The sequence below is a fragment of the Chroococcidiopsis sp. CCALA 051 genome, assembly GCF_003015105.1.
In the GTDB taxonomy this organism is placed as follows: Bacteria; Cyanobacteriota; Cyanobacteriia; order Cyanobacteriales; family Chroococcidiopsidaceae; genus Chroococcidiopsis; species Chroococcidiopsis thermalis.
Genome location: NZ_PYCI01000036.1, coordinates 24,214 through 37,303 on the forward strand (window position 1 = coordinate 24,214; position 13,090 = coordinate 37,303).

Annotated in this window: 9 protein-coding genes; 4 read left to right on the forward strand and 5 right to left on the reverse strand. The window is 41.5% G+C overall.

All coding sequences use genetic code 11. The annotated features are described in order from the left end of the window. Positions 1-78 precede the first annotated feature (78 nt). The 4 genes from C7Y66_RS11150 to C7Y66_RS11165 all read left to right on the forward strand — a co-directional run bounded on the left by C7Y66_RS11150 (position 79) and on the right by C7Y66_RS11165 (position 6,060). The gene (locus C7Y66_RS11150; protein ID WP_106545637.1) at positions 79-3,183 is read left to right on the forward strand and encodes an ATP-binding protein; all 3,105 of its coding nucleotides are present in this window, start codon (positions 79-81) and stop codon (positions 3,181-3,183) included. A 120-nt stretch (positions 3,184-3,303) separates the two neighbouring features. Next, positions 3,304-3,681 (forward strand): response regulator transcription factor, encoded by a 378-nt coding sequence (locus C7Y66_RS11155; protein ID WP_041462960.1) that lies wholly within the window; start codon positions 3,304-3,306, stop codon positions 3,679-3,681. Positions 3,682-3,858: 177 nt separating this feature from the next. Further along, positions 3,859-4,944: an anthranilate phosphoribosyltransferase gene (trpD, locus tag C7Y66_RS11160; protein ID WP_106166570.1), complete on the forward strand. Its 1,086-nt coding sequence runs from the start codon at positions 3,859-3,861 to the stop codon at positions 4,942-4,944. A gap of 129 nt (positions 4,945-5,073) precedes the next feature. Continuing rightward, positions 5,074-6,060 (forward strand): glycosyltransferase family 2 protein, encoded by a 987-nt coding sequence (locus C7Y66_RS11165; RefSeq protein ID WP_106545638.1) that lies wholly within the window; start codon positions 5,074-5,076, stop codon positions 6,058-6,060. A 90-nt stretch (positions 6,061-6,150) separates the two neighbouring features. Here the strand turns inward: C7Y66_RS11165 and larB are convergent, their stop codons facing one another. The 5 genes from larB to C7Y66_RS11190 form a co-directional block, all read right to left on the reverse strand. After that, positions 6,151-6,921: a nickel pincer cofactor biosynthesis protein LarB gene (larB, locus tag C7Y66_RS11170; protein WP_106545639.1), complete on the reverse strand. Its 771-nt coding sequence runs from the start codon at positions 6,919-6,921 to the stop codon at positions 6,151-6,153. Positions 6,922-7,013: 92 nt separating this feature from the next. Then, positions 7,014-8,804: an ABC transporter substrate-binding protein gene (locus C7Y66_RS11175; protein ID WP_106545640.1), complete on the reverse strand. Its 1,791-nt coding sequence runs from the start codon at positions 8,802-8,804 to the stop codon at positions 7,014-7,016. A 21-nt stretch (positions 8,805-8,825) separates the two neighbouring features. Further along, the gene (locus C7Y66_RS11180) at positions 8,826-10,586 is read right to left on the reverse strand and encodes an ABC transporter substrate-binding protein (RefSeq protein ID WP_106545641.1); all 1,761 of its coding nucleotides are present in this window, start codon (positions 10,584-10,586) and stop codon (positions 8,826-8,828) included. A gap of 62 nt (positions 10,587-10,648) precedes the next feature. After that, the gene (locus C7Y66_RS11185) at positions 10,649-12,457 is read right to left on the reverse strand and encodes an ABC transporter substrate-binding protein (protein ID WP_106545642.1); all 1,809 of its coding nucleotides are present in this window, start codon (positions 12,455-12,457) and stop codon (positions 10,649-10,651) included. 241 nt (positions 12,458-12,698) lie between these two features. After that, positions 12,699-13,049, reverse strand: a complete 351-nt coding sequence (locus C7Y66_RS11190) for a hypothetical protein (protein ID WP_015153934.1) — start codon at positions 13,047-13,049, stop codon at positions 12,699-12,701. Between the last annotated feature and the right edge of the window lie 41 nt (positions 13,050-13,090).

The window sequence follows — 13,090 nt, forward strand, 5'->3', positions numbered from 1 at the left end:
AGTTTTTAGTTTTACTAGGGAATCATATATGGAGACCCCAGTTTTAGAGCTGAAGAAGGGTAATGTTGTAAAAAAATCATGAAAAAGACCATACGTAAGTCTATCGGTTCGAGATTATTTTTCTACGTATTAAGTAGCGCTCTGGTAGGATTGGGTGGGATGTCCTATTTCTTCTATCGAGCGCTAGAACATCATGCTAAGGACGAAATTCGAGTTAATCTCAGCACTCAAGTCAAGGCAATAGAGACTGAGCTTGCCCGAGTTACGCAGTCTATGGTGGATTTGTCTACAGCAGTTAAAACTCTAAATCGTCGAGGCATCAAAGATCCTGAAACATATAAGAAATTAGTTTTTGATTTTTTTGAGCAACGCTCATCCTTGACTATGGCTCTTGGCGTGGGTCAAACGCCCTTTCAACTCGTGCCAGATCGCCAATGGTATTGGCCCTACTTTTATGTTGACCAAAAAAGCTCTGGTCAGATAGGTCAGCTTTTACCCAAACCACACCAAAATATCCGGTATGCAGAGTTATTTCATGATGACAAATATCAAAACCAAGAATACTACAAAGCAGTTGTAGAAGAGAAAAAAGACTTGTGGTACGAGCCTTATCACTGGTACGGGTTGACTCTCACGACTTATACAGGTCCTATCTTTACCGATCGCCAACAATTAATAGGTATGACAGGGCTAGATATCAACGTCACGGCTATAGGAGAGCAAATTAAAGCACCTGAGAGTTGGATAGGCGGTTACTTTGCAATTTTAAGCGAAAAAGGAAATTTGCTAGCCTATCCACCCGATCCGCAAAAGGCTAAAGCATTGTCAACATACAAGGATGTACCCGAATTAAAGGCTGTATGGCAAAAGATATCGAATGGTAAAGCTGGATTAATTCAAGCTGAGGGACACTACTGGGCATACGAGCGAGTTAAAGGTACAAACTGGTTGACGATCGCATCAGTGCCTCAATGGGTTGTGCTGGGTCCCGCGTTAACTATTACTGTCGGAGGAGCGCTGGGAGCGGCTATCATCCTGGCTTTAGTTGTTGCCTTCTTTATCCGCAGACTGAATCAGCGCTTACAACACATTATGGCTGAGTGCGATCGTTTAGCAGAGATAGATTTGCAAAGGACGCGCCGACTTAACCAAGCATCCGAAGTAATTGCTAGCAATACGTTTCAGCAGCAGTCTGAAGCGAGGAATACAGATGAACTGGAAGTTTTAGAGCAAGCTTTTAATAAGATGGCAGCCCAGCTAGAAGCATCATTTGAAGAGCTGGAACTGCGAGTTCAAGAGCGCACGGCTTATTTAACTGCCGTGATTGATAACTTAGCAGATGGGTTATTGGTCGTCGATTTAAATGGTAAAATTGCTCGGGTCAATCCAGCCTTATTTGCTCTATTTGGAATTGAAGAGACAGATTTAACTGGTCGTGATTGTCAGGTTGTATTTAATCGTAAGATTGTCGAGTTAGTAGAAGAAACTCGTAGAAATCTAAAAAAAGTTTTTGTTGCAGAAATAGAGTTGTCGAGCGGTTGTACTGGAAAAGCAGTCGCAACTGCCATTGTGAAAGATGCCGATTCTACAAATAAGCAAAATGGAAAAGAACGGTGCATTGGTTCAGTTCTATTGATTCGAGATATCACGTCAGAAAAAGAGGTGGATCAGATGAAAACTGATTTCATTTCTACAGTATCTCACGAGCTTAGAACACCTCTAACATCAGTTCTTGGTTTTGCCAAAATCATTAAGAAGAAACTCGAAGAAGTTGTCTTTCCCGTCATTCCAACAGATGATAAAAAAGTTCAACGCAATGTGAGACAAATAGCAGACAATCTGGATATTATCGTATCAGAAGGTGGCAGACTGACAGATTTAATTAATGATGTCTTGGATATTGCCAAAATGGAGGCGGGTAAGATTGAGTGGAAGATGGCTCCCCTACAAATTAATGAAGTCATAGATAGAGCGATCGCCGCTACATCTGCTCTCTTTCATCAAAAGAATCTGGAATTAATTCGAGATATCGAATCCGAGGTTCCAGAGATTATAGGCGATCGCGATCGCTTAATTCAAGTAGTCATTAACCTAATTTCTAACTCTGTCAAATTTACTGATACTGGCTCAATTACTTGCAAAGTCAAAACCAATGAAACTCAAATCCATATTAGTATTATCGATACAGGCATAGGGATTGCTGAAGCCGATTTAGATAAAGTATTTGAGAAATTCAAGCAAGTGGGTGATACCCTCACTGACAAACCAAAAGGTACGGGCTTAGGATTACCAATTTGCAAACAAATTGTCGAACATCACGGAGGTAAAATATGGGTTGAAAGTACTTTAGGTACAGGTAGTAAATTTTCCTTTACCTTACCCATCATGATTGCTTGTGACTTGAAACCAAAAACTTTCGATGTCGATACTCTCGTCAAGCAGTTGCGAGAACATGTAGTCATGAAGTCTGCTAATTCTAAAACGACTAAAAAAACAATTTTAGTCGTCGATGATGATGCTAATATTCGTCAATTGCTCCGGCAGCAGCTAGAGTCTGAAGGATACAATATTCTTGAAGCTAAAGATGGCATAGAAGCGATCGCCTTTGTGAAAAAATCTGCTCCCGACCTTATTATTCTAGATGTTATGATGCCAGAAATGAGCGGTTTTGATGTAGCAGCCGTTCTCAAAAACGATCCCAAAACTATGAATATTCCCATTATTATTCTATCAATTGTAGAAGATAGAGAGCGGGGCTACCGCTTGGGAATTGAACGCTACTTAATGAAGCCAATTGAGACAGATACTTTATTGCATGAAATTGGCACACTGACGACTCAAGCTAATTCTAGTAAAAAAGTTTTAGTGGTTGATGAAGATGTATCTACTGTAAAAACTTTAGCTGAAGTTTTACAAGCTAAAGGTTACAGTGTAGTTGAAGCTATTGATGCTCAAGAATTGCGAGAAAAAGCAATGTCGGTTCAACCATACATGATTATTGCTAACGCTAACTTTTGGGAGCGCTCCGAAGTTATTAAAACTTTACGTTTTGAAAAAGGTTTAGAAAATGTTTTCTTTATCTTACTGGCAGACCGTAAGGATGACGATCGTTCTGAAGCATTAACTACACAGAATGAAATTTTACTTCCAGGAGCTTTTATCAAAAATGAAAAACTCGTATAAAGCTTTATCCAACGATATAGATTGTAGGTTAGTATAACTATGCCTTAGAGTAGTACGCGATCGCACCGAAAGTTTCAGTTTAAATTTTGCTAACCGAGATTTAGGTATATGGGTGAAGAGATGAATTTAAAAATTTTAATTGTTGATGACGAACCTCACGTCAGACTTTTAATGGAACAAACATTAGAAGAATTGGAGGATGAAGGAGTAGAACTACTATTTGCAGAAAACGGTGAGATAGCACTGAATACGATCGAGAACGAGCGACCTCAGCTCGTATTTTTAGACGTGATGATGCCAAAAATGAATGGTTTTGATGTATGCGATACAGTTAAGAATAAGTTAGGCATTTCCGATGTCTATATTATTATGTTGACAGCTAAAGGTCAGGAATTCGATCGACAAAAAAGTATAGAGGTTGGAGCAGACATGTATACTACCAAACCGTTCGATCCTGATGAGATTACGGAGAAAGCCAGAGAAGTTTTGGCTTTGTAAAAACCTGAGTATTGCATTCTGTTACCAAAAATCGGGCTGGTGAATAATTAAGCGCGATCGCTGCCATACACCGCAACTCATTGTAAATGACAGTCTAGTACGATTTTTGAAAGACAAGTCCGATCGAGTAGAGCCTTTTGCGGTAGTATGCTTCTAACTGCAAAAATTGTCCTGACAATGACCTCTACATCAGCCATCGATCTCAGCAATAGTTCTCTCCCAGAAGCTTCAAATACCTGGGCAACGCAATTACTTCAGCAATTACTGGATCGTCAATCTTTGTCCGGCGCACAAGCAGCGCAACTCATGCAGGAATGGCTCAACGAAAGCATTCCACCTGTCTTATCTGGAGCAATATTAGCAGCAATTCAGGCTAAAGGTGTATCAGCCGAAGAACTGGCTGGGATGGCTCAAGTTTTACAATCTGTGCGGGCGCACGGCACGGGCGCACAGCTGTGCGCCCCTACACCTTTAATCGATACCTGCGGTACTGGTGGAGATGGAGCTGCAACCTTTAATATATCTACTGCGGTTGCCTTTGTCGCAGCAGCGGCGGGAGTACCAGTAGCTAAACACGGCAATCGCTCTGCTTCTAGTCGAGTCGGTTCTGCGGATGTGTTGGAAGCACTAGGAGTTAATCTCAATGCTGCCGCAGAAAGAATACAAGTAGCTGTTGCAGAAGTAGGTATTACATTTTTATTTGCTCCTGGGTGGCATCCTGCGATGAAGGCGGTTGCGCCGTTACGCAAAACGTTGAAAGTACGGACGGTGTTTAATCTATTAGGACCGTTAGTCAACCCTTTGCGCCCAACAGGACAAGTCATTGGAGTTTGTGAATCAAACTTACCACTGACTATCGCTCATGCCTTGCAGCAGTTAGGGACAAAACAGGCAATTGTGCTGCACGGACGGGAAAGGTTGGATGAAGCAGGTTTAGGTGACGCTACAGATTTAGCAGTGTTATCTAACGGACAGGTAGAGTTAACAACTATACATCCGCAGGAACTAGGCTTAGCACCCGCACCAACAGCAGCATTAAGGGGTGGAGACGTACATGAAAATGCAGCAATTCTCACTGCTGTATTGCAAGGTAAGGGAACTCAAGCACAGCAAGATGTTGTTGCTTTAAATGCAGCGCTAGCACTGCAAGTAGGAGAAAAGATTCCTTTAGGTGAATATGCTGCTGGCATTAGCCTAGCTAGGGAAATTTTGTATAGTGGTGCTGCTTGGGCAAAGCTACAGCAACTCGTACAATTCCTCTAAATCAGTTATCAGTAGTAGTTGGTAGTTGGTAGTTGATGGGTGAGAGTTAACTGGTCACTGGTCACTGGTCACTGTTATTAGCGATCGCGCTACAGTAGTGAGTCAAAGATATCGTGTTGGTAGGCAGCGATGGTATCGCCTAAGTATTCCTTGGTTGTTCCAGTCTATAACGAAGAAAAAAATATCCTAGAACTCTATCGCCGCGTCAGTGCGGTTGGCGAACAATTGGATGGAGCCATAGAACTCATATTTGTTAATGATGGCAGCCGCGATCGCACTTTGCAAATCGTGCGCGACTTACATCAAAATGACCCTCGCGTATCCTACCTCAGTCTTGCCCGCAATTTCGGACATCAAATTGCGGTGACGGCTGGACTTAATTTTGCCAGGGGTGAAGTGGCAATTGTCATGGATGCAGACTTACAAGACCCGCCAGAATTGATTTTAGAGATGGTAGCCAAATGGCAAAATGGCTTTCAAGTTGTTTATGCCCAACGCACGCAGCGCCAAAAAGAAAGTTGGTTCAAACGCGGTACGGCATACATATTTTATCGCCTGCTCCAACACCTTGCTGATGTCGATATTCCCACCGACACTGGAGATTTCTGTTTGATCGATCGGCAAGTCTTAGATATCCTTAACGCCATGCCAGAACGCAATCGCTACATGCGCGGCTTACGGGCTTGGATTGGTTTTCGTCAAACATCCGTACAATTCGATCGCCCGCCTCGTTTTGCTGGTAAGGTTAATTACACTTTTGGTAAGTCTTTGGCTCTGGCTTTAAATGGGTTGGTGTCGTTCTCCAAAGTCCCCTTGCGCCTCTCTACTTATGTCGGTCTATTTGCTGCGGCGATCGCTGTTCTCATGGCTCTACTCGTATTGTACTGGCGATTGTTTGTCCCTCAGTCCCCTTTGACTGGGTTTACGATGATTTTGGTAGCTATTTTCTTCCTTGGTGCCGTTCAACTTGTTAGTATTGGCATCTTAGGCGAGTATGTCGGGCGGATTTACGAAGAAGTCAAAGGCAGACCAATTTACACCCTAGCCGAAGTCGGAGGATTTTCCAGTCATGCCGATTTTAAACAAAAATTAGGGAGTCGGGGGGAAGAGAGCTGAGGGAGCCCAGGGAGCTGAGGAAGCTGAGGGAGGAAGAAATTTAAAGTCTCCACACCCTTTCTTCACTGGTCACTGATAACTGGTCACTGGTCACTGTAATTTTCCTGCGGTGCGTAAAATTTGTCCTGCTAAAATCGCTGCACCAAAACCGTTATCTATATTGACAACTCCTATCCCTGCTGCACAAGAGTTGAGCATTGTCAAGAGGGGAGCTAAGCCGCTGAAACTCGCACCATAGCCAACGCTGGTAGGAACGGCAATGACAGGACAATCGGCTAATCCTGCAACGACGCTGGGTAAAGCCCCTTCCATTCCCGCTACGACAATTAATACGGATGCTTCAGCGATGACGTGGCGGTTATCTAGTAGGCGATGAATACCAGCAACACCCACATCCCACAACCGGAGAACGCGGAAACTAGACAGTTCGGCAGTTATAGCCGCTTCCTCGGCTACGGGTAAATCGGCAGTCCCTGCCGAGAGAATACCAATTTTACCAGGGTACTGCGGTTCGATCCGTACTGGTGCGATCGCCGCAATTTTTGCCATCGGATAGTAACGCAGTCCCTCTACCTTCTCTTCTAGCTGTTCTGCTACATCGGGTTCGATGCGCGTCGCCATCACTACTGAATTGCGCTGGCGCATTGCTGCCATAATTTGCACGATTTGGTCAGGAGTTTTGCCTTGACCCCAAATCGTTTCAGGAAACCCAGTTCTGAGCTGGCGATGATGGTCGATACGGGCAAATTCACCAACTGGTTCGTAGGTAAAATGTTTCAATTTGTCTAAGGCGACAGTTGGACTTACGTTACCAGCTGCTACAGATTCTAAGAGCGATCGCAAGGCTTCGGGTTGGGACATTTGAGGGGCGAGGAGTGAGGAGTAAGGAGCGAGGGGACAAGGAAGGAGTTTATTTTAACTTTTGACTTTTAACTTTTGACTTTTCCTAGACCCTATTCTGTCACTTTCAGTTCGTATTTGTTCCATAGAGTCCCAGCTTGAGAGCCGAGGGCGGTGTATTTTACTCCTTGGATGCGATCGCGAATTGCTGCTAGGGATAAGGGATTGACTAGGTAGATGAAAGGTAAGTATTCCTGAGTCAGACGTTGGGTTTCCTGGTAAATTTTTTTGCGTTTATTTTCGTCTAACTCTTGCGCCCCACGGATGTATAGCCTACCGATTTCGGCTTCCCAGTCTGCAACTTCTCTACCGATCAGCGGTTCTTGTCCTGGCTGAGGTTTGAAATTAAATGCGTGTAAACCACCATCGGGCAACCATACATTAGCACTATCGTGGGGTTCTAAGCTACCAGAAATCAAGCCTAATAAATAACATTCCCAATCGAGAGAGCTGTTGAGTTTATCTACCAAAATATTAAAGTTTATAGGATTGTAATCAACTTGAATCCCGATTTTGCTCAAATCTTGCCTAATTTGCGCCCCCATTGCTACGCGAGTTTTATTTTCAGTATTGGTAATTAAAGAAAAACGCACGCGATTTCCGTCTGCATCAAGTAACTGATTTCTAGAGTTATATTTAAATCCTGCATTCAATAGTAACTTTTTAGCTTTATCAGGATTATATTCATAGACTTTCAATCCTTGTTCTGGGGAGAGATAAAAAGGGTTTTGCGGTTCTATAGGTGAATTTTGAACTGTCCCTACGCCACGAAAAACATTGTTTAACATTCTCTCGCGATCGATTGAATGAGCAACAGCTTGACGAAAAGCTAGGTTGTTAAACCATCGCGATTTTATCGGATTGACAACAGGATTGCCGTTTTGCCTCTTTCCTTTATTTAGGTTGAATGAAATAAATGTTTGGCTAAATCTGGGACCTCCGTTATAAACGGTAAATCTTCCTCGTTCTTCTTCTTGCTTGAGTAGGGAAAAGTCTTCGGGAGTAACTTCAATTGTGTCTAGTCCTGCCGAACGAAATTGGAGAGTAGTTGTATCGGTAGATTCAATAATTTGCCAAACAACTCTTTCTACATAGGGCAACTGATTTCCTTGGCTATCTTTACGCCAATAATAAGGATTACGACGAAATACAACTCGTTGACCTGGTGTGAAACTTTCTATTTTATAAGCACCATTGACAATAATTTTTGCTGGGTCAGTATCAGTACCCCAAGTTGAGGTAAATAAAGGATTACCCTTAGTATCTTTAGATATAATCGATTTAGCTAAAGCGTGTTTGGGTAAAATTCCTACAGAATTAGTTGACGCTCCTGTAGTTGTACTGAGAAATGGGGCAAATGGAGTAGAAAAGGTAAATTCCACTTGGCGATCGCTCATTTTTTTAATTTGAGGAAATTCAGCTTTCTCGCCAATTTTTAAACTGTCTTTCCAGTCGGTAGGAATTTGCGGATTAAATATGATATCTTGATAAGTAAAGATAACATCATCTGCTGTTAAAGGTTCACCATCAGACCAGCGTAAGTTCTCGCGCAAGGTAAAAGTAATCCGTTTTTTATCTTCAGAAATTTGCCAGGATTCTGCTAACGCTGGCTCAACTTCTCCAGTCTCACCATTGAGTGTAGTCAGTCCTTCAGCAATAAATAAAAATACGTGAGGGTATTCTTGATTGAGAGCGTAGTTAAAAGTTTTAGGATCTCTTAAAGTACTCGTTACCCACTGCGATTGTGCTGCTGAGGTTTTAAATTCTGTAGGGTTGCAACCTGTAAGCAAGATTTGACAGGTAAAGCAGAGAATTAATATAAGAACAATAACTCGCGCTCGCATTGTATAATTAGATAATTATTTCTAGTCTTTCGCTTCTTTCAACTCATAAACATTCCAAAGCGTCCCGCCTAAAGCAGAGAATTTTGTTCCTTCAATGCGATCGCGAATTGCTGCTAAAGCTAAAGGATTGATTAAATGAATAAAAGGGAGGTACTCTTGTGCTAAACGCTGAGTTTCTCCATAAATTTCTTTACGCTTTGTTTCATCAAGTTCTCTTGCTCCCTCAATATAAAGCCGACCGATTTCTGCTTCCCAATCTGCAACTTCTCGTCCTTCAATCGGCGGTTGTCCTGGTTGTGGTTTCTGATTAAAAGGATGAAAACCACCGTCAGGCGACCATACATTTGCTGCGCTATATGGTTCAATACTACCAGTAATTAAACCAAAATAAGATTCCCATTCTAGAGTATTGGTAATTTTATCTACCATGACGGCAAAGTCAATTGGAGTAAAATCAACTTGAATCCCAATTTTGCTGAGATCGCGCTTGACTTGCGACCCGATCGCATCAACAGTTCTATTACCCGCTTGGCTAATCATGGTAAACCGTACTCGATTATCTTCAGCATCGAGTAGTTGACCTTTGTTATTATATTTAAACCCAGCTCCCCTGAGCAATTCTTTAGCTTTTTCAGGATTATAGTTATAAACTTTTAAGCCTTCTTCAGGAGAAAGATAGTAAGGGCTTTGAACAGAAATTGGCGAGTTTTGTAGTTCTCCTAAACCGCGATAGACATTATTTAGCATTGCTTCGCGATTTATACCATAAGCGACTGCTTGTCTAAATGCTACTGTATTAAACCAGCGTGATTTGATTGGATTGACTAAAGGTTTTCCCTGACGACGACCTTTATTTAAATTGAAACAAATAAAGTTTGTGCCAAAGTCTGGACCACCACTATAGATTTTAAAATTTCCTCGGTCTTCCTCTCGTTTCAGTAATTGAAAACTCGTAGGACCAATTTCTAGCATGTCTAATCCTAGCGAACGAAACTGGATTAAAGCTGTATCTGGTGATTCCACAATTTGCCAAATTAGCCGCTCAATATAAGGTAAAGCATTTCCTTGCGTGTCTTTTCGCCAGTAGTAGGGATTGCGGCGAAAGACTATTCGCTGGTTTACAGTGTAGCTTTCCAGTGTAAAAGGACCATTGACCACAATTTTTTGCAAATCTGTATCAGTTCCCCATGTGGACAAAAACTGGGGTCTACCATCTTTATTTTTAGTTTCTACCGATTGACGTAGGGCGTGTTCTGGTAAGATGACTATACCACCTGCAAATCGTAAAAAAGGTGCAAATGGCTCTGGAACGGTAAATTCGACTCGGCGGCTATCTAATTTACGAACTTTAGGTAAAGCTTTACTCTTGCCAATGCGCAGAATATCTCTAATATCTGTGGGAATTTGCTCGTTAAAGTAAATATCATTATAAGTAAAAACAATATCGTCAACTGTTAGCGGTTCTCCATCTGACCATTTTAAATTTGGTTTTAGAGTAAAAACGATTTTGAGATTGTCTTCAGAAATTTCCCAAGACTCAGCTAATGCTGGCTCTAGCTTTCCAGTTTCGCCATTTTCAGTAATTAATCCTTCATAAAGAAATCCAAAAACATTGGGTGACGATTGATTTAAGGCATAATTAAAAGTTTGCGGATCGCCTGGAACTCTCGCCACGATTTGCTGAACTTGAGTTGCGTTAGTTCTCATTTCAGTGGGATTACAGCCAGAAAGCGCGATCGCGACTAATAATATAAGTGTTATTAGAAAATTTCGACGGATCATAAATTGGGATTTGTATATGTAATTGTAGGGGCGCACATCTGTGCGCCCCTACATCTCTGAATTTATTGTTCTTTGACCTTCAACTCGTAAATATTCCAAAACGCACCACCTAAAGCAGAGAATTTTGTTCCCTCAATGCGATCGCGAATTGCAGCTAGCGATAAAGGATTATATAAGGTAATGTAGGGTAAATATTCTTGAGCAGTGCGTTGAAACTCATTATAGATTTCCTTCCGTTTGGCTTCGTCGAATTCCTGCGCTCCTTTAATAAATAGATCTTCAATCTTTTGTTCCCAATCTGCAATTTCTCGTCCTTGAATTGGCGCTTGTCCTACTTGGGGTAATTGGTTGAAATTGTGCAAGCCACCTGCTGTCAACCATACATTTGCGCCGTCATTCGGTTCAATTCCACCACCAATAAAACCACCAACATAACACTCCCATTCCAAAGAATTAGAAGTTTTATCTATTAAAGTCCCAAAATCGAGAAATTGGAGATCGACTTGCATTCCAATTTTGCCTAAGTCTCGTTGAATTTGAGCTACCGTTCTCCCACTATTACCTCTACCCCCAGCAGGAACCATGAGAGTAAATCGTACCCGATTATCTTGAGCATCAAATAATTGATTTTTATTGTTGTATTTGAATCCAAGTTTTTGCAGTAATTCTTTAGCTTTATCTGGATCGTAGTTGTAAACTTTTAGCCCTTTTTCAGGAGGAAGAAAATACGAACTCTGAGTGTCAATTGGTGAATTTTGTAGTTCTCCCAAACCCCGTAAGAAATTATTTATCATCGTTTGACGATCGAGTCCGTAAGCAACTGCTTGCCTAAATTCAACTGTATTAAACCAGCGTGATTTAATCGGATTAACTAATGGTTTACCGTTTCTGCTACCTTTATTTAGATTGAAAGTAATGAAGGACATACCGAAAGCAGGTCCACCATTGTAAATTTTAAAATTACCTCGTTCTTCTTCGCGCTTGAGCAGAGAAAAATTATCTGCTGAAGCTGAAGCTATATCTAATCCACCGGAACGAAACTGGACTAAAGTTGTTTCTGGATTTTCGACAATTCGCCAAATGTATTTTTCAATATAAGGCTGAGAATTGCCTTGTGCATCTTTACGCCAATAATTAGGGTTACGGCGATAAACTAAGCGTTGAGCAGGGACGTAGCTTTCAAGTGTAAAAGGACCGTTTGTAACAACTTTTGTTGGATCTGTATCCGTTCCCCAAGTGCTTAAAAAACGAGGATTTCCTTTAGCGTCTTTTGTTTTGACTGATTCTTGTAAAGCGTGTTTTGGTAGAATGGCGATCGCACTCGTAGGATCTCCCGTCGTCGTAGCTAAGAATGGTGAAAAAGGTTCGGGCATGATAAATTCGACGCGGCGATCGTCCAACTTGACAACTTTTGGATAAGCTTTTTGCTTACCAATTTGAATGTAATCTCTTAAATCTGTAGGAATGGCTTTGTTTAAAACAATATCGTTATAAGTAAATACGACATCATCTGCTGTCAGTGAATGACCGTCAGACCATTTTAAGCCTTCTCTTAAAGTGAAAACAATATTTAATTTATCTTCGGAAATTTGCCAAGATTCTGCTAATTCTGGTTCGAGTTCTTTAGTAATACCATTAACTGTTGTTAATCCTCTAAAGGTCATGTTAAAAATATTGGGAACTTGATGACCTAAAGCATAATTAAACGTATCGGGATCGGTAGTCACGCTTACTACTATTTGCGGTACGTCAGCCGCTTGGGTTCTCATCTCAGCCGGATTGCAGCCAGACAGCGCGATCGCCATGACTACAGCTAGTATACCTGCTAACCATTTACGCCAGGATTGGGAAAGAGTAATTGGGTATTTCATGAGATAACTTGAATCACAATCGCGCTACCAGTCACAAAAGTTTGCGAAATATTAAAATATCGATGTCTACATATATTGCTTCAAGCCTAACTATAATACCTATTTTCGCTAGAAGTACGAGCGCGGACGGGCAAGATGCTCATCCAAACCCCGTAACAATAAAATAACAGGAGCGATCGCCAATCTTACTTAAGCTGGCATTGCTCCTGTTACAGATAATTGAAAGGTTTACCAGTAACTACTATTTAGTTACCTTCTCGACTGCCTCTTTTGCTCCCTCTACTGCTTTATTAACGATATTCTCATCAGGGTGAGATTTTTTAAACTCTTTGAGATTGTCTTCGTACGTTTTGTCGATATCTTTGGACGCTTCGACTTGCTCTTCATAAGCTTGTTCGCGCTGCTCGACATCCACAGTTCCAACTTGGCTATTTTTATCCATTTGTTCTTGTTGGATTAGTTTTTGGTTGGGAGTTGCGGCATAACTAGGCTCAGAGACAAACAAACCAGAAACGAGCAATAGCGCGATCGCGGCTAGTAATAAAACCTTGCGTTGTAAATTTTGCTTAAAATTGGTAAAAATGGACTGCATACAATCACCCTCCTAAGATTTGAAGCTGAACGCAATCCTAC